We start from the raw sequence: 17,979 nt of genomic DNA, 5'->3' as shown, positions 1-17,979 counted from the left end.
CCGGCTGAACCGGCTGAACCGGCTGAATTATCCGGACCAGCCGAATTATCCGGACTGGCCGACAGGATGTCCCGACCAGCGAAGAGATAGTGGTAGGCTTCCTCGATTCGGGCGAGCCGGAGATTAAGCTGCGCGATCTCCCACACCGTCCCCCAGATAAAGTCGGAGAAGAGGACCAGCGCGGAGAGAAAGGTCGTGAACTGGGCCAGGCTCATCTCACCGCGGAGGAACAGATGCAGGTTGAGGACGATCGACACCGGCCAGACGAGATACCGGACCACGAGGCTCATCGAGGTTCCAGAACACAATGCTCCAGAAGGACGAGCGATACGCGGCGGCGATGACCCGGCGACGACGCCGGCGGACCCGCTCGTACTCGGCCTCCTCCTGGAGGAACGACTTCACACTCACGAAGTTCGAGATGACGTCGATCACGTAACCGTCCATCTCCGAGACCTCGTCCGCGAGCCGCTTCTCCGCGCGGGCCGAACGACTGACGGTGTGCCTGCCGACAAGAAGCATAATCGCGACGGAACCCAGGAAGGTCAGGCCCGAGTAGAGGTTCACCGAGAACATGATCATTATGATCGCCGGAACCTTGACCAACTGTTCGACGTACGTGAAGCACGCCGTCTCGAGGATCTCTCGGAACTCGCGGCCGAGCGTGCTCACATAGCTGCTGATCTTTCCGGTGAACTTGCCGACGAAGTATGGGTACCGCTCGTTTATGACATTTCCAAAGAGAATGTTCTCGTATTCGTAGCCCCGGTGGTTGAGCAGCCGGAGATACAGCACCTCGGCACCACGCCAGGTCAGGTCATGGCCGATGTTGCATGCGAGAAGGACGCCGGCGTACAGGTACGCGTCGTGGGTCTGTACCGGGGCAGCGGCGAGAGCCTGCACGAAAAGGCCGATGAAGACCGGTATCACGGCGAGCAGGCTGTTGGACAGGACGAAGACACCGACGACCAGGAGAGCCGGCCCCTTGAAGGTCGCGACGAAACGCAGATAGGAACGCAGGGCGGCCTGCCGCTCCACCCGGCGGGAAACGAGGTTGTCCACGGCGGTGCCGACACCGTCCGGGCCGGTGCCGTCCGGGCCGGTGCCGTTTTGACCGGTGCCCCGGGAACCGATGCCAGGCGACCGCACCTCCTGATGCGGAACCCCGCCGGCCGCGCTGTCCACGCCGAGATGATGACAGGCGACTGGCCGGGCCCGCACCTTGTTTTTGACCAGGGGCACGGCCGCGTCCGCACCGAAGCTCACGCGGGCCTGGCCGTCCTGTGCGCTGGCCCGATGTACTGTGCTCTGGCCAGAGATGCGTCGGACGCGGAGAACGTCCGATCCAGTGGTGCGCCGTTACCGAGGTGTAACCGACCGGAGAAATGCTGACGGTGGCCCGGTGCGTGGCCGTCGGATATCCCGAGGGAAAGGGACGTCGAGTGGCTCGCCGCCGTTGCTTCCACCTGCTGAGCGCGCTTGCCATCGCCGGACTGGCGGTCGCCTGTTCCGGCAGTGGCGGCACGGAGCCCGGCGCAGGACGCTCCCCGGCGCTCGCGCGGGAGCTGGCGGACGCCGCGGACGCCGCCCCGGATGCCTCTCGCCTCCCGATCCTGTTCGTGCACGGCAGCCTCGGGTCGGGCAGCCTCTTCGAGACACCGGCGCAACGATTCACCGCAAACGGCTATCCCGTCGACCACGTCGAGGCCTTCGACTACGACGCGTCGTCCTCGGCCAACCCCGTCAAGGAGGTCCTCCCGAACCTCGATGCGAAGATCGCCAGTGTCCTCAAGGCGACCGGGGCGAAGAAGCTCGATCTGGTGGCACATCTCGAGGGCGCCGCGTTGAGCGAGCGGTACCTGACCAGCTCGTCCGACCGGGCGAACCGGGTCGCGCACTACGTCACTGTCGGAGGCTCGCTCGCGGGCAGACCCCCGGCCGGGGTGCCCACCCTGGCGGTCTGGGGCGAGAACGATCCGACCCGGCGCGTCGAGGGGGCCGCCAACGTGCGGTTCGTCGACCAGGACCGCGCCCAACTCCTGACCTCGGCGGCCACCTTCAGGGAGATGTACCGGTTCCTCACCGGAACCACTCCGCACACGACCGGCGTGGTGCCGAAGCAGGGCCCGATCGAGATCTCCGGCCGAGCCCTGCTCTATCCGATGAATGTCGGTGTGCGGGACGCCAGACTGGAGGTTCACCGGGTCGACCCACGGACGGGCCGGCGGGGGGCGAACAGCCTCAAAGGTTATTTCCACCTCTCCGGCGACGGATCCTGGGGTCCGTTCCGGGGTGACGGCGCCTCCACCTACGAGTTCGTAATCGTACGCGGCGGGGAACCCGACCACCACTTCTACTACCAGCCGTTCCGCCGCGACGATCACCTCGTACGCCTGCTGACAAGCCAGCCGGGCAAGGAGATCGGCGGCGGGATGGAGACCGGTCCCGGGCACACCGGCCTGGTCGTCGAACGCTCGCTCGAATGGTGGGGGGACCAGGGGGACGCCGACGACGTCCTCAGCATCGATGGGAAGAACGTGCTGAATGCCGCCGACGCACCCCGGTTCAAAATGGCCCTGGGCGTCTACCTGTTCGACCGGAATTCCGATGGCGTCACCCACCTCATGATGCCGATTCCGGCGTATTTCGGGATCGGCTTCATTACCGGCGTAGATGTGTTCATCCCGGCGGGTGAGCGTTCGGTCGAAGTCGCGATGACGCCGCGGGGAAAAACGGCCCACCGGGGCGTTCTCCAGGTGCCCGCCTGGCCGTCGGACCGGCATCGCGTCACCCTGCACTTCACCGGCGAGGGCTGAACGGATCGCCAGGCCTCGCTGGGACTCTAGCCGCACGCCCGCCTGGTCGTCGACCCGTTCCACGTGAGTAACCAGCGCCCTCTCCGACGCGACCGCACAAGGCCAGCCCCCACCGCAACATCCGAATTACATCGAACATTGGGTAAGATTTCAGCTCGAATAATTACCGGGTCGATCTTGACTCTACGTTGATATTGTTGTCCAGCCGGTTTCACAATGTTCACGCCACGATTCTGTCGTATTTTCTCACCGTACGTTAGATTGCCGGCGGCACGGAATACTGCGGCTCGGGCGGAGACGCTCAGGCGAGCGCGGCATCCTCACGTGGAGATGGGAGCAGGAATGGATCGTCGAACTCTCCTTCGGACCGGTCTTGTTAGCGTCGGCGCGGCGGCCTTCAGTGGCTCGCTGTGGCGCGCAGCGGCCGTGGCCTACCCGGCGCGGTACCGGGTAACAGCCCCTACGGGCCGCTGCAGTCAGCCGACGCCAACGGAATCATGTTGCCGTCAGGCTTCACCAGCCGGGTGATCGCCCGATCCACCCAGACCGTGTCGGGCACCAGCTACACCTGGCACAGGGCCCCGGACGGCGGCGCCTGCTTCGCCAACGGCACGGGCTGGATCTATGTGTCCAACGCCGAGGTAGGCAGCGGCGGCGGCGGCGTGAGTGCCGTGAAGTTCAACAGCAACGCCAACATCATTGGCGCCTACAGCATCCTGTCCGGCACCAACCGCAACTGCGCGGGCGGGACCACCCCGTGGAACACCTGGCTGTCGTGTGAGGAGACCAGCACCGGCTACGTGTACGAGACCGACCCGTGGGGGGGTCAACGCGGCTGTCCGGCGGGCCGCGATGGGCCGATTCAACCATGAGGCTGCTGCCGCCGACCCGGACCGGAAGGTGATCTACCTGACCGAGGACGCGTCCGACGGGTGTTTCTACCGGTTTGTGCCCACCACCTGGGGCAACCTGTCCTCCGGCACCCTGCAGGTACTCAAGGAGGTCTCCGGCGTGCTGTCTTGGGCAAACGTGCCCGACCCCGACGGCAGCCCCACACCCACCCGCGACCAGGTCTCGGGCGCCAAGCTGTTCAACGGCGGCGAGGGCGCCTGGTACTCGGCCGGCAAGTGCTACTTCACCACCAAGGGCGACAACCGGGTGTGGGCCTACGACGCGGCGGCCAACACCCTGGCGATCGTCTACGACGACAACGTCTCCGGCGCCCCGCTGACCGGTGTCGACAACATCACCGTCGCCGCCGTCGGTGACCTCTACGTCGCCGAGGACGGCGGCAACATGGAGATCTGCATCATCACCCCCGGCGACATCGTTGCCCCCTTCCTGCGCATCACTGGCCAGAGCTCCTCGGAGATCACCGGACCGGCGTTCAACCCGGCTGGTAACCGGCTGTACTTCACTTCTCCTCCCAGCGCAGCACCTCGGGTTCCAGCAGCGGCGGCATCACCTACGAGGTGACTGGTCCGTTCCGCACCTCGCTGTGATCGAAATCCTGTAACGGAGGAGCGGCGCGGGCATGCGCCCGACTGCGCGGAAGGCCTCCCCCTCGGGTCGGAACCGGCCGCCACCGTGACCGCCCAGCGGTCGAATCCCCGGGGTGTGGTCGCGACGGTCGGCTCAAGCGCGGCCGGGCCCGTCGGTTCGGCGGGCTCCCCGGACTCGGGCAAAGGCCGAGGGTGGCCCTGCTTGGGCAGGGCAGGGCCACCTGTCCAAGGACCCCTCCCGGAGGTCTCGGGCGTCACGCCCGGCTGCGGCTCGCCGTCACGCCGGCCCCGCCCGGCGGAGGTCGCGGCTCGACGCGGGGCGGGACCGGCCTGCCGCCAAGACTGACGCGGGCGACCGGGATCCGGAAACGTCAGTCAGGCATGCCTTTCTCGTATGGGCCGCGCGGATGTCGTCGTCTGCGCCACAGGCAACCGGGCGCTGGAGGGGAAGACTTCACCTATCTACGGCCCGGCTCCTAGGTGGCGTCCGTGACATCACCCCGGCCAGCGGCGACAGCACGCCACCAGCAGCCGTCGCTGTCCGCAAGGAGTCAGACACGACATCCGCCATACACCGCGAAGACCCGGGAAGACCCGGGAAACCGCCGAGCCCGTGCTGTCGGATATCCGACAGTCGAGCATTCAGCCGAACATCTGTGCCCGTTTGGCATGGCGTCGTTATCCTGATGTGTCGACTGACGGAGGACTGATCGCCCGATTTCACTCCGGCCTTCACCGACCGTACCGACATGGAAGGCCGTTTCGATGTCGTACGAATCTGGACCTTACCGGGTATCGCCCAAGCTGCTGGCCCGGGAGGACTTCCGGGCGGCGTGTGCGACGCGAGACTTCCGCGCGGTGTTCCGGCTGATGAAGAAATATGACGGTGCCAGTCAGAATCGCATCGCCTCGCCGGTGGAAGGGCTCAGCCAGAGCAGGGTCAGCCGGATCATGCAGGGCGAGGACCGCATCGCCCGGCTCTCCCTGATCGAACGCATCGCCGACGCGCTGCGTATCCCGGGTAGTTATTTCCACCTGGCCGCACGGCCGTGGGAGGCGGCACGGGACGTGCGCGAGCCGCCCGGGCCGCCGACGGTTCCGGCCGGACCCGGCCCGACGCCGGTGGCCCACGTCGCGACCCCCTCCGTCGACCCGGCCCCGGCCCCGGGCCCGTCGTCGCCGAGAGCCCGGGCCGGGTCCCCCCCGGACCGGGGGGCCTGGTCGTCGAGGAGGACCGGGCCGAACTCCGCTACGACTACGACGACAGCATGTACGTCGCCCACCAGCGAAGACGTCTTCTCAACGCCGGCAGCGAACCGGTCACCGGTATCTGATGCGGATATCGGTTGACCGGTTCCCGGGAGATCCGGAACGCTCCGCGCGGTTGTACCGATCCGATCCGCTGCGCTGGGAGGACCTCCAGCTCAGCGCACACTGCGGCGGCGAGCAGATGGCCTGGCAGGTCAAGACCGACTGGGACGCGCTCAAGGAGGTCTGGCTGCTCTTCGAGAACAGTCGAGGGCGATTTCCGCTCTATCCCGGCGAATCGGCATGGATCAACTACAGCTACCAGGTGAGCAGGGAGAAGTGGGGGCCGTGGTTCCAGCGTGCCGTGCGAGTACCGACGAGTTTCCTCTCGGTGCAGCTGGACTTTCCGGCCGAGCTGGATCCCGTGGTCTGGGGCATGGAGACGTCGATGACCGCCGATGCCTTCCCGTTCCGGACCGCAATCGCCCGCACCGACTCCGGCGACCGGCGGATCTTCACCTGGTCGACCACCGAGCCGCCGCTGCACGCCCGCTACCGACTGGAATGGAACTTCCGGGCCACCGTGCCGGAACGTGATCCGGCCGCGGAGACCGGAACACGTCCCAGCGATCAGATGGCGGCCGTTGGCATCGTGCAGGAGGGTGAGGCGATCCTACGGCAGTCGGCCCGCCCGTTCGCCCTGCCCGACGAGGCCGAGGACGCGCGTCGGGTCGTCGCCGAGCTGTCCTCCGCCCTCGAACGGGTATCCGCCCTGCACACCTTCGGCAAGGGCATGGGCATCGCCGCGCCGCAGGTCGGCATCAACCGCGCCGCGGCGATCGTGCGTACCCCGGGCGGCGACACGCTCACGCTGCTCAACCCCAGCGTCATCGAAACCTCCCGGGAGACCGACGAGCAGTACGAGGGCTGCCTGAGCTTCTTTGACGTCCGTGGCCTCGTCCCCCGGCCGCTGGAGCTGCACGTCGAACACACCGATATCGACGGCAACCGGCACATCACCGTCTATCGGCAGGGGCTGGCGCGGCTTGTCGCCCACGAGATCGACCACCTGCACGGTCAGCTCTACACGGATCGGATGCGGGCCGGAACCACACCGATCCCGGTGGAGCAGTACCGGGGTACCGGCTCGGCCTGGTCCTACAACCGCTGACCGACCCGAACGCACCCGCCTCGCGGGCGGCATGGCGGCATGACGGCTGGCGGCTGGCGGCGACGCAGCGCCGGGACCGGGTGTCCGGCACCGACTGGTAGATCCGACATATGACATGATTCCCCCGTGCCGTATAGTCCGGAAAGCGGGCGATAGGTGCGGGCCCGCCGGAACGCCGGCACAGATTTTTCCAGATCCTGGTTAGAGATTGCCGGCAGCGGGCAGCGGAGGCTTGATCACCACGCAGCGGAACAGTTTCTCCACGCACCGCGTATTGTTTACCGTCAACGTGACGACCCAGCTACGGACTAGGGATTTCCAGCCCGCTGGACAACCTCTAGAATCGGGCGCGCACGCGGGCGCGAAACACCATTAAAAAGATCGGGACAAGTAAACAGGATGCACTGTGTGCATCCTCACGTACTCTTGTTTTTCCTGGGTCGCTCTCAGCTATGTTCATTGCCGTGCCGTCACCTGATGGCATGCGTCGGGCGGCACGCCGAATCCTGCCCCCGCTCGACGAGAATCAAACCTTCGGCAGGAGCGGGGGAACCAATTCCGGGCGCCACGAAAAGGCGTTCTCGGGGTGAAGCCGCGATGCGCGGCCGGGCATTCCCAGCCCGAACCCGACAGCTCACCTCGCAGGCGTGGGGAAGGGCAACTCAATGTCCAACGCTCGTTCGCTCGCTCGTGGCCTCAACCGCATCAGGCTCGGTTCCCGGGCCTTGATCGCCGCCACCACTCTCACGGCCTCGATCGGCGGTGGCCTCGCGCTGTCCCAGCCGGCCAGCGCGTCGACGAATGCCGACCGCTTCCTCTCCAAGGTGATTCCGTGTGAGTCCGGGGGAAACCCGCGCGTGGTCAACTCCATCGGCGCCGGCGGGCTGTTCCAGTTCCTGCCCAGCACTTGGCGCGGGGTCGGCGGCAAGGGTCTGCCGCAGCACGCCAGCGTCGCCGAGCAGTGGCACCGCGCCCGCATCCTGTACGCCCAGCAGGGGACGAGCCCCTGGTACGCATCGAAGCCGTGCTGGGGTCACAAGATCTGAGCTGCCCGACTTCCCGCGCCAGCTTTCACTGTCCGCGCCCGGCCGGTACTGATCGGCGCGCGGCCAGCAGCCCCGTGTCCCCTCCGGGACACGGGGCTGCGCGCTACGTTTCCCGGTCACGGTTTCCCGGTCACGGCGACGCCGGCCAGGTCAACTTCCGCAGCCCCGCCCGGCGGCGGAGACCCGGCGGACCCACCGATCGGCCGGCTCAGCCGATCCGACGGCGGCGGGCGATCTCGGCCAGCGTGATCCCAGCGGCCACCCCCGCGTTGAGGGACTCCACCGCACCCGCCATGGGGATCCGGACCCTCACGTCGCAGCGATGCTCGACCAGCCTGGACAACCCGCGTCCCTCGGAGCCGATCACCAGGACGAGTGGGTCGGTCGCCATCGTGAGCTCGTCGATGCTCACCTCGCCGCCCACGGCCAGACCGACGACGAACTGGCCGCCCGCCGCGTAGGAGACGAGCGTGCGGGCCAGGTTGGTGGCGCGCGCCACCGGCAGCCGGGCGGCGGCCCCCGCCGAGGTCTTCCAGGCCGCGGCGGTCATGCCGGCGGCCCTACGCTCCGGAACGACGACGCCATGGGCACCGAAGGCGGCGGCCGAGCGCACCACAGCCCCGAGGTTGCGGGGATCGGTGACCCCGTCCAGCGCCAGCAGCAGACCGGGGGGGGACGAGCGCGCGCGGGCGAGGAGATCATCCGGATGGGCATACCGGAACGGCGGTACCACGAGGACGAGACCCTGATGCGGAGCGGTGCCACACATCCGGTCGAGATCCGTGCGGCCGACGTCGGCCACGGCGATCCCGGCCCGCCCGGCGAGTCGGCGGGCGTCGGCGAGCCGCTCGTCGAAGTCCAGCCCGCCGGCGATGAAAAGGGTCGACGACGGCACCCCGGCCCGCAGCGCCTCGACCACCGCGTTGCGCCCGACCACCAGCTCGTCGCCCTCGGTCCGCCGTGGGCGCCCGGTCCCCGCGGAACCCCCCGCGGCGCTCGGCCCGGTGGTGGCCGCAGCGGCGACGGCGCGGCCACCATCCCCGCGCCGGCCGGCGGCCGCTCGACCCCGCTCGGCTCCGGCCGATGCGGAACGGGCCGCAGCAGCCGCCGCCGCACGACGCTGGGCGGGATGGCCGGGGCGCAGCTGCGCGGGCGGCGTGGCCCCACGGCCCTCCAGCGCCTTGCGGCCGTGACCGCCGCTGCCCGTGGAGGCCCCCTTGCGGTGGGAACCGGACTTGGCGGCCCGACCGCCCTGACCGCCGCGGGCGATCCCACCGCCCCGGCGAGCGGCGCCGGCCATCAGGACCACCGACCAGTACACGCCCGGGGAATGACCATGTGACCATGGTATACAGCGGACGACACCGGCGTGTCGGGGCACGCTCAGCGAGAGCTCGGCAGGAGCTCGGCGGAGGAGCTCTGCCATGGGCATACCTCGACATGGCTGTTTCCGGGGACCCGGCGCCCTATCCTGAGGGCCGGCAGGCCCACGGCCCGACCTGACGTGGTCCGGCCGCCCCTCACCGGCGTCAGGAGGGTCAGGTGCGCATCACCACGCCGACCGGCGGGCCCGGGGTTCCCCGGAGTGCGGGGGCCCTGCCACCATCCACCCCCGGCCTTTACGCTCTTTTAGGGTCGCCCGCCGACGATGGCGGGCGCGTCGGATCAGGTCGCCGGCACGGCGATCTGCACCCTCGACGTGCCGCGGGGGAAGCTGGGAGAATACGTCTCCATGAATGCGTGATGACCAGCTCGACGAGTGTGACCACCTCGGTCGATCATCGGGCGCGCGCCGTCGGTGTCCCGAGACGGCCACGGCGAGCATCGACGATCCGGCCGTTAGCGACCCAACCGTCAAGGCCCGGACCGTCAGGGGCAGGAGGCACCCAGCACATGGCTCTGCGCACACCGCCCGCATGCGTTCCCCCGGCTGTTTCCGGCCGCGGCCGATTTCTCCCGGCGGCATGACGGTGGACCTCAACCCGCATGACGACGCCCCCACAGTCGCCTACCAGATCACCGGGGGGCCGTTCGAACTCGACGACGACCTGGGTCGCTGCCCGGTGTGTGCGGCGCCGGTGTATGCCGACGACCGGTACTGCGAGGTCTGTGGTCACGGGCTGGAGGGTCCGGACCCCGGCCACGGCGACGCCGACCACAGCGAGGTCGACCTCGGCCAGCTCGCCGGCGTGTGCGACCGCGGCGTCCGGCACACCACCAACGAGGACGCCATGGGCCTGGCCGTCGTGTACGGCACGCTGATCGCGGTGGTGTGTGACGGCGTGTCGACCACTCCGGGCTCCGGGCAGGCCTCGGCCGCCGCGGCGACCACCGCCATGGCCGTCCTCGCGGATGCGGTGCGTGCCCACGGCCCGGGGCGCCCCGTCCACCACGACACCCGCCCGTCGCGCGGCGTCAGCCGGGCCGAGGAGATGCTCGACATCCTCGAACCGTCGTATGCCGACTACAAGAAGCCACGAACATCGCCCCGCACGGTCGTCGGCGGGTTCTCCCCGGAGGACGCCGAGGCCGCGCTGCACGCCGCCGTCGACGCGGCCCAGGCGACCATCGCCCAACTCAGCGCGGCCGAGGGGCGGATGGCGCCGTCGTGCACGTTCGCCGCGGCCATCGTCACCCCGCCGACCCCGGACGGCCCGGGCATGGTCACGGTCGGCTGGGTCGGCGACAGCCGGGTCTACCTGCTCGGTCCGCGCTGGTGCGAGCGGCTGACCGCCGACGACACCTGGGCGGCTGAGGCCGCGCGCGCGGGGCTCATCCCAGCCAACGAGGCCGAGACACACCGGCGGGCGCACACCCTCACCCGCTGGCTGGGCGGCGACGTCGAGGACGTCGTGCCGCACACCGAGATGTTCCCAATCGAGGCGCCGGCCACGGTACTGGTCTGCAGCGACGGGCTGTGGAACTACGTGTCCCGGCCCGACGTGATGGCCGCGCTGGTCAACCAGCTCCCACCCCACTGCGAGGCCATCGACGTCGCCCGCCACCTCGTCGATTTCGCCATCGACTCCGGGGGACACGACAACATCACGGTGGTGGCCGCCCGGGTGGAGGACTGATGAGCGTCTTCACCGCGGAGGTCGCACCCGTGGTACGTGATCTGACGGGCGAGGCCACGCCCGCGGACGAACGCTGCTTCGGCTACCCTACCGGCGCGTGGGGAATCGAGTCGCGCGACTACCACCTGAGTGTCCAGGTGCCCGCCCGCGCGCTGGGAACCGAGACGTCGGCGGCGCGGGTCAGCCTCGTCGTCGACGGCCGGGTGGCGTCAAAGGCGCTGGTCCGAGCGGTTTGGACGGACGATGAGACCCAGTGGAGCCGGATCAGCGACCCAGTCACCCACTACACCGACCAGGTGGAACTCCCGGCCGCGGTGCTACGGGGCCTGGAGGCGCGTCGGGCCGGCGACGAGGCGACTGCGACACTGTTGCTCGGACGCGACGCTCAGCTGGCGCTCGCCTCCGGCAACGAAGACACCTACCGCCTCCTACAGAAGGTGGTTCACGTCGACAATGCCACAACAGGTACGGTTCGGTTGAAGAAGAACGTCAAGAAGATCGATGAGATGGTCCTTGACGCACGATCGACGAGGACCCTCCGGGTGAACCGGTGATCAGGTGAGGGCACGATGCCCTACGGGGCACCTGTCTCACGACCCGACTACTGCGATCGGTGCGGAATTGGGATCATGAGTGGTCAGGAGAGGTACGAATACCGTCCGGAGGACGGCGGGCGAGCTCCCTACGGAGCAGATGCCCCCGGCCGCTCGGCTGACGGGAACCGTCGGCGTGGGCCAGCCGAGCAGACCGGCCCGGATGCGGACGGTCCAGGTGGCTACGACCCGTTGGGCATCCGCCGTTCGCCAGCCGACCTGCCCGGGGTGACGGACCCGCCGCGCGTCGGCGACCCGCGCGGTGGCGACTCGTACGGCGGGTATGGCCGTGACGGCTACCCCGACCAGTCCCGGGGGGGCCGCGGTTATCAGGAGGACCCCTACGGCCCGCCCGGTGGCTATGATCGTGACCCCTACCCACGCGGGCGTGACGAGCGGCCGGCCCCCGACGACCGGATCGACCACGGGCGCGATCCCTACGGTCGAGACTGGGGCACGCCGGAGAACCGTGGCGGCTACCCCGTCGGCCGCGACAGCCGCGATCCCCAGGACCCCTATGACCGCGACCCCTACGGCCGCGGCCATGACGACCGGGCCGACCAGGGTGGCTACCCCGTCGGCCGCGACAGCCGCGAGGAGCGCGTCCCGGGCGGCTACCCCGACCTCGACCGCGACTCCCGCGATCCCCACGACCCCTATGACCGCGACCCCTACGGCCGCGGCCATGACGACCGCGGCCATGACGACCGGGCCGACCGCGGCGGCTACCCCACCGGCCGCGACAGCCGGACGCCGGGTGGATATCCGGATCCGCGGGGCGACCTTGACCGCGAGTCGGACACGCACCGCCGGAGCCGACGCGACGCCGAGTACGGCTACGGTGCGGACCCGCTGGGCATGGACGCCTCCGCTCCACCCCCGCCATCCATCGACCGGGTCACCCAGAGCCGGGGCGGCAACCCGCGGCACACGACCGACCCGCGGCACGCTCGGCCCGGCGCCGACCCGCGGCTGAGTGATCCACGGCTGAATGATCCACGGCTGGGTAACCCGGAACTCATCGACCCGCGGCACAGCGGCACCCGCGGCGGCCACGTCGACCCCCGTGACGCGGTCCTCGACGACCCACGGGCCGGCGCCGGGCGTGGCGCCGGCTGGGATCGGGACCGCGCGCCGACGGGCAGCACCGTCTGGGAAGCCATCGTCGAGGCGGAGCGCGAGTACTACGACAGCGGCGACGACCACCGGGTCCCGTTCCCGACCTTCTACCCTCGTCGGGTCTTCGCCCTGGCCGGCTCTCAGATGCTCGTGGGGCGGCGCAGCGAGTCCCGTGGCATCCATCCGGACATCGACCTGTCCGGAGCGCCGGAGGACCCGGGAATCTCCCGCAGCCACGCCCTGTTCGAGCTGCTGCCCGACGGCGGTTACGCAGTCCGCGACCCGGGATCCACCAACGGCACCCGGCTGAACGACGAACCGGACCCCATCGAGCCCGGCCAGCCCGTTCCGCTTCGTGACGGGGACCGGGTCTACCTGGGCGCCTGGACGCGCATCACATTGCGCGCCCGCTGATCTACCGGGTCGCCTGCCGCCGTCCGGGGCGGCAGGCGGCCTGCCGATCAGATCAGTCAACTGATCGTCACGGCGTCAACGCTGATCAACCTGGTGAGGCCTGGTCGGTCGGCTCAGGCCAGATGCCAGCGCTGGCCCTCTGGAGTGTCCTCCACGATCAGGCCGGCGGCTGCCAGTCTCGAGCGGATGGCGTCGGCTTCCGCATAGTCCCGCCGGGCCCGGGCCGCGGACCGCAGATCCAGCACGACCTGCATCGCGCCGTCCAGCGCCGGCCTGAACTCGGCACCTGCGGTAGGCCACTGCTCATGCGGGTCGAGACCGAAGATGTTCAGCATCCGCCGGGTCACGTCCACCCACCCGGCCAACTCCCGGCTGTGAGCCTTCGACAGCACCTGGTGTCCCTGACTCACCGCGCCGAACAGGGCCGCCAGCGCACGCCCGACGGCGAGATCGTCGTCCATAGCGGTGGTGAAATCGGACCAGGCCCGCCGCGGGGTGAGCCTCGGCTCACCACCCAGCCCGGGAACTGGCACCGGCCGGGCTCCGGCCACCGTCGGCCGCGTCCCGGCCTTCCCCGCCGTCCCTGCGGTCGACGACGAGACGACCTCGTCGGCTGCCAGTGCCGCCGCCTCCCCGGGCCCGCCGAGGATGTCCAACGCGTTGCGGACGAAGGTCTCCACCCGGTCGTGGGCCGCGGTGGATTCCGCCAGCGCCTCGGCGCTGTAGTCGAGCGTGGACCGGTAGTGCGCGGAAAGCAGATGATAACGCAGAACCTGCGGACGGACCTCGTCGAGGGCGTCGGCCACCAGGACGGAATTTCCCAACGACTTCGACATCTTCGTCCCGCCGGTCGTCAGCAGGCCGACGTGCATCCAGTAGCGCGCCATCTCGCCACCACCGGGCTCGCCGCCACCGGGGCCGGGCGAATCGGCCGAAGCCGCGTTCGACACCGGGCGGGCCGTGGCGGCGCAGACCGTCTGGGCACGTTCGTTCTCGTGGTGCGGGAAAATCAGGTCGAGTCCGCCGCCGTGGATGTCGAAGACCGGGCCGAGGTATTTTCCGGCCATCGCAGAGCATTCCAGATGCCAGCCCGGCCGGCCGTCACCCCAGGGGGACGACCAAAACGGTTCGCCGGGCCTGGCTGCCTTCCACAACGCGAAGTCGCGGGGGTCAGCCTTGCCGGGCTCGGCCTCCACGGACGGTTGCATCGCGTCGGGTCGCTGGTGCGACATCGCTCCGTAGTCGACGAACGCACCCACCCGGAACCAGACCGAACCGCCGCTGGCGTACGCGTATCCCCTCTCCACGAGGGCCGACACCAGCGCGATCATCTCGGGGATGTGACCGGTGGCACGCGGCTGGATCGTCGGGGGCAGGATCCCGAGAGTGCGGTAGGCGTCGTCGAACGCACGGGTCTGCCGGGTGGCGAGCTCCCAGACCGAGGTGCCGTCCCGATCCGCGTTGATGATGATTTTGTCGTCGATGTCGGTGACGTTCTGCACAAAGGTCACCGAGTGGCCGGACTGCACCAGCCACCGGCGCAGCAGATCGAAGGGCAGCGCCGTGCGGATGTGGCCCACATGCGGGGCCGCCTGCACGGTGGGCCCACACACGTAGACGCCCACGTGACCGGGGCGTAGCGGCTCGAATGGCCGCACACGCCGCCTGCGCGTGTCGTGGAGGTGGAGACCCATCTGTCAAGGGTACGGCCCCGCTCGACCGACGGGACCCAAGGGGAGGGTCAGCCGACCGTCAGTACCCGGTCGGCCACGACCCGGACGACCACCCTGGCCTCATCCGGATCATCCCACCGGTACACGTCTCCGGTGTACTTCACCGACAGCCGGTCGATCAGTTCCCGGCCGCCATCCTCGGTCAGGGTAGCGGTCCCGCGGACCTCGATGTAACCGTAGGGATCGCCCTGGTCGAGGAACATCAGTCCGACCCGCGGATCCCTTGCGATGTCGCGTTCCTTCGCACGCCCCCGCACCGTGGACAGCAGCAGTTCGTCCTCGTCGCGGTCCACCCACAGCACCGTCATCCGCGGCGAGCCGTCGGGCTGGATCGTCGCCAGAACGACGTAGGTCCGGGCGTCGGCAAGGGCCCTCACCAACTCTGGAAGGCGGTCAGCCATCAGACTCCTCGGGGAGGGGCCAGGGTCGGCTCACCCTCTCATCTCCGCGCCGGCACGCGGTCAGTCGATGACAAAACGGCATATCACCGGTGATAGGCCCGCCGTCAGGCGCGGACGACGAGCGCGGTCGCGATGGCGGCCAAGCCTTCGCCCCGCCCAGTGAGGCCGAGTCCGTCGGTGGTGGTGGCCGACAGGCTCACCGAGGCGCCCAAGGCCACGGACATCGCCTTCTGCGCCTCCTCGCGACGCCCGGCCATCCTGGGCCGATTCCCGATGACCTGGACCGAGACGTTGCCGATCGCCCAACCGGCGGCACCGAGAAGCCGCGCCGTCTCGGCCAGCAGGACCGCGCCCGACGCACCCGCGTACTCCGGTCGGTCCGTGCCGAAAACTCGACCCAGATCACCGAGGCACGAGGCGGTGAGAAGTGCGTCACAAGCCGCGTGTGCGGCGACGTCCCCGTCGGAGTGCCCGGCGAGCCCGGTCTCCCCCGGCCATTCCAGGCAGGCCACCCAGCACGGCCGGCCGGCGGCGAACGGATGCACATCGACCCCGACGCCGACCCGGGGCAGGATCACCGTGTTCACCAAACTGGACGCGGGAGCCTGCCGGCTGGTAAGCGCGGCATCCACGACGGGCTCGTCCCGCCGCGGGCCGCCGGTCATCCGCCACTCCAGGCGTCCGTGGACCGGGCGCCCGCGAACTGGGGCTCCGCGGGCCGGGCGTCGTCCGCGAGGTCGCAGCGGGCGAGTAGCGCCTCGGCGAGCACGAGATCCGCCGGTCGAGTCACCTTGAATGCCTCCTGCGCACCGGGAATGGTCGTCACCGGCACTCCCAGAGCCTCCACCAGTCCCGCATCGTCGGTCACGGCGATGTCCTCGAGCGCATACGCGGCGCTCAGCACGTCGCGGCGGAATCCCTGCGGGGTCTGCACGGCTCGCAAGCCGTCCCGCGGCGGGGTACGCACCACCCGCCCGTCGGCGTCCACCTCCTTGACCGTGTCGGCTAGCGGCACGACGGGAATCACCGCGGGATGCCCGTCGAGCACCGCCGCCGCCACCGCGTCGACCAGCTCGGGGGGCGTCAGCGGCCGGGCGGCGTCGTGGACCAGTACCACGGAGACGTCGTCGTCCACGGCCCGCAGGGCGCGGCGGACCGAATCCACCCGCTCGGCGCCGCCGGCGATCACATGCACGCCCCCGCCGAGCAACTGGGCCACGGCATCGACCAGCGTCGGTGACGCCGCGACAACGATCTGCGTCACTAGCCTGGAGCGGCGCAACGATTCCACCGTACGCACCAGCATGGGCCTGCCACCGAGGGCTCGCAGCGTCTTGGGAGTACCTCCCCCCAGCCGCTCACCCCGGCCGGCAGCCGGCACGATCGCCGCCACCCGGGGGCTCGCCACCGGCAACCGGTGACCTTCGCCCACCACAGGACCTCCCGTGTGCCATCCGCCACGAGGGCATGGCCGATCCAGCCGGCTCGGCGCGAGCCGCCGGTGGGCGCAACACCGCCCACCACCGTCTCGACGCCACTCAGCCGGAACCTGAGTCGGCAACGCGCTCGGGACGGCGGTCTCCCGGAAAGAGAATGCCTTTCCGGATTATCATGCCGTGCCGAATAGATCGCCTGTCGGCCGGACGAATTACGCCTGCGCCAACAAGCCCACGATCATCCGGCGAGAACCTCGTCGAGCATGGCCTCCGCCTTGTCCTCGTTGCTGCCCTCGGCGAGCGCAAGCTCGCTGAGGAGGATTTGCCGGGCCTTGCTCAACATTCGCTTCTCGCCCGCGGAAAGACCGCGTTCGCGATCGCGTCGCCACAGGTCACGGACGACCTCGGCCACCTTGTTCACATCGCCGGAGGCGAGCTTCTCAAGATTTGCCTTGTACCGTCGCGACCAGTTGGTGGGCTCCTCGGTGTGCGGGGCGCGGAGCACCTCGAACACCCGTTCCAGCCCGTCCTGCCCGACGACGTCACGCACCCCGACCATGCCGACATTGTCGGCCGGAACTCGGACAGTCAGATCGCCCTGAGCGACCTTCAGCACGAGATAGAGTTTTTCCTCGCCCTTGATGACGCGAGTTTCAATCGCGTCAATCAGAGCAGCACCATGATGCGGGTAAACAACGGTCTCGCCGACTTGGAACGCCATGTGTCACGTGCCCCTTCCGCCTCTACCAGCGTAACACGCACGCATCGCCGCAGGTCAGACGCACGCTGCAGGTACCAAGACCAGCAACGCCAAGGTGAGGGCCCCGGCGCCGCCTTCCGGCCACCCGCTCCGGAGGACGGGCATCCAGGGGCACAGATCCGCCCACCCACCCGCCAGATCGCCGCGCACCGACATCGAAGATGCCTACCAGGTAAAACGGGTGACGACCCGGCGGATGTTGGCTACACGTTGAGCGCGGCCGCGCGGCGAACCTGGCGCGGGGCCGGCCCGTCCGCCCGCCGGCACGGCGTCCCGGCCTGGCCGGGACGCCGTGCTGGACCCGGGCCCACCCGACCCGGTCCCGCCGCGACGCATCCCGACGCACCAGCACCCATCGCGCCACATCACCATGTAACGGTCGTCTCGACCATGCAACGGTCATCCCGCCATGAAACGGGCTATCGCCATGGAACGGACGGCGCCCGCCGGGTCGCCCGACAGGTCGTGACTCCCCCCACGCCGTGATGCTGCCCACGTCCGGGGCCGCTCGGACCAACCGCCCAGGCCAGCCGGCCCGGCTACGGCGCCGGAATCCGGCCCGAGCGTGCTCCTGGGCCAGATCCACGGGTTTCGTACCGCCCACAGCCTCCGCACGTGATGCCGAGGGATGGCTAGTGTTAGGGCCTGTTTGGGAAGTTCATC

The 17,979-nt window shown here is 69.4% G+C and carries 14 protein-coding genes, 2 pseudogenes and 1 riboswitch; of the genes and pseudogenes, 8 read left to right on the top strand and 8 right to left on the bottom strand.

From position 1 onward, the window contains the following. Both ACY5KJ_RS06755 and ACY5KJ_RS06750 read right to left on the bottom strand, forming a co-directional pair. Positions 1 to 257: pseudogene (locus ACY5KJ_RS06755) on the bottom strand (ABC transporter ATP-binding protein); the annotation flags it as partial. After that, positions 217 to 1,266 (bottom strand): ABC transporter transmembrane domain-containing protein, encoded by a 1,050-nt coding sequence (locus ACY5KJ_RS06750; RefSeq protein ID WP_462187292.1) that lies wholly within the window; start codon positions 1,264 to 1,266, stop codon positions 217 to 219. The gene ACY5KJ_RS06750 and the pseudogene ACY5KJ_RS06755, both read right to left, overlap by 41 nt. A gap of 176 nt (positions 1,267 to 1,442) precedes the next feature. On the opposite strand from ACY5KJ_RS06750, the gene ACY5KJ_RS06745 reads away from it, so the two are divergent. From ACY5KJ_RS06745 to ACY5KJ_RS06725, 5 genes and pseudogenes are all read left to right on the top strand, one after another. Further along, positions 1,443 to 2,816: a lipase gene (locus ACY5KJ_RS06745; RefSeq protein WP_462187291.1), complete on the top strand. Its 1,374-nt coding sequence runs from the start codon at positions 1,443 to 1,445 to the stop codon at positions 2,814 to 2,816. A gap of 342 nt (positions 2,817 to 3,158) precedes the next feature. Then, positions 3,159 to 4,318: pseudogene (locus ACY5KJ_RS06740) on the top strand (alkaline phosphatase PhoX). Between the two features lie 765 nt (positions 4,319 to 5,083). Beyond that, positions 5,084 to 5,668: a helix-turn-helix domain-containing protein gene (locus ACY5KJ_RS06735; protein ID WP_462203000.1), complete on the top strand. Its 585-nt coding sequence runs from the start codon at positions 5,084 to 5,086 to the stop codon at positions 5,666 to 5,668. Then, a complete protein-coding gene (locus tag ACY5KJ_RS06730) occupies positions 5,652 to 6,737 on the top strand; it encodes a peptide deformylase (RefSeq protein ID WP_462202999.1) in 1,086 nt (361 codons plus the stop codon). The genes ACY5KJ_RS06735 and ACY5KJ_RS06730 overlap by 17 nt, the downstream gene beginning before the upstream one ends. A 487-nt stretch (positions 6,738 to 7,224) precedes the next feature. Then, a riboswitch (cyclic di-AMP (ydaO/yuaA leader) is annotated at positions 7,225 to 7,400 on the top strand. Positions 7,401 to 7,402: 2 nt separating this feature from the next. Next, positions 7,403 to 7,783 (top strand): transglycosylase family protein, encoded by a 381-nt coding sequence (locus ACY5KJ_RS06725; RefSeq protein ID WP_462187288.1) that lies wholly within the window; start codon positions 7,403 to 7,405, stop codon positions 7,781 to 7,783. A gap of 208 nt (positions 7,784 to 7,991) precedes the next feature. Here the strand turns inward: ACY5KJ_RS06725 and rlmB are convergent, their stop codons facing one another. Beyond that, positions 7,992 to 9,083, bottom strand: coding sequence for a 23S rRNA (guanosine(2251)-2'-O)-methyltransferase RlmB (gene rlmB, locus ACY5KJ_RS06720; RefSeq protein ID WP_462187287.1), 1,092 nt, complete (start codon positions 9,081 to 9,083; stop codon positions 7,992 to 7,994). Between the two features lie 664 nt (positions 9,084 to 9,747). Between rlmB and ACY5KJ_RS06715 the strand changes: the two genes are divergently transcribed. From ACY5KJ_RS06715 to ACY5KJ_RS06705, 3 genes are all read left to right on the top strand, one after another. Then, the gene (locus ACY5KJ_RS06715; protein WP_462202998.1) at positions 9,748 to 10,860 is read left to right on the top strand and encodes a PP2C family protein-serine/threonine phosphatase; all 1,113 of its coding nucleotides are present in this window, start codon (positions 9,748 to 9,750) and stop codon (positions 10,858 to 10,860) included. Continuing rightward, entirely contained in the window at positions 10,860 to 11,414 is a 555-nt protein-coding gene (locus ACY5KJ_RS06710) for a hypothetical protein (protein WP_462202997.1), read from the top strand. The genes ACY5KJ_RS06715 and ACY5KJ_RS06710 overlap by 1 nt, the downstream gene beginning before the upstream one ends. Before the next feature lie 75 nt (positions 11,415 to 11,489). Beyond that, positions 11,490 to 12,986, top strand: a complete 1,497-nt coding sequence (locus ACY5KJ_RS06705) for an FHA domain-containing protein (RefSeq protein WP_462202996.1) — start codon at positions 11,490 to 11,492, stop codon at positions 12,984 to 12,986. Positions 12,987 to 13,099: 113 nt separating this feature from the next. Here ACY5KJ_RS06705 and ACY5KJ_RS06700 read toward each other — a convergent pair whose 3' ends face one another. From ACY5KJ_RS06700 to ACY5KJ_RS06680, 5 genes are all read right to left on the bottom strand, one after another. Next, positions 13,100 to 14,680 (bottom strand): cysteine--tRNA ligase, encoded by a 1,581-nt coding sequence (locus ACY5KJ_RS06700; RefSeq protein WP_462187284.1) that lies wholly within the window; start codon positions 14,678 to 14,680, stop codon positions 13,100 to 13,102. Between the two features lie 47 nt (positions 14,681 to 14,727). After that, on the bottom strand, positions 14,728 to 15,120 hold the full coding sequence (locus ACY5KJ_RS06695) for a PPOX class F420-dependent oxidoreductase (RefSeq protein WP_462187283.1): 393 nt from the start codon (positions 15,118 to 15,120) through the stop codon (positions 14,728 to 14,730). 104 nt (positions 15,121 to 15,224) lie between these two features. Then, positions 15,225 to 15,785 carry a 2-C-methyl-D-erythritol 2,4-cyclodiphosphate synthase gene (gene ispF / locus ACY5KJ_RS06690; RefSeq protein WP_462187282.1) on the bottom strand — a complete coding sequence of 187 codons (561 nt, stop codon included), beginning with the start codon at positions 15,783 to 15,785 and terminating at the stop codon, positions 15,225 to 15,227. Further along, complete coding sequence (ispD, locus tag ACY5KJ_RS06685) at positions 15,782 to 16,552, bottom strand: 2-C-methyl-D-erythritol 4-phosphate cytidylyltransferase (protein WP_462187281.1); 771 nt, start codon at positions 16,550 to 16,552, stop codon at positions 15,782 to 15,784. The genes ispF and ispD overlap by 4 nt, the downstream gene beginning before the upstream one ends. A gap of 242 nt (positions 16,553 to 16,794) precedes the next feature. Continuing rightward, a complete protein-coding gene (locus ACY5KJ_RS06680) occupies positions 16,795 to 17,277 on the bottom strand; it encodes a CarD family transcriptional regulator (protein WP_462187280.1) in 483 nt (160 codons plus the stop codon). Positions 17,278 to 17,979 lie beyond the last annotated feature (702 nt).

The organism is Frankia sp. CcWB3 (assembly GCF_977927595.1).
Note: the sequence above shows the minus strand (reverse complement) of the source record. Positions and strands in the feature narration are given on the sequence as shown.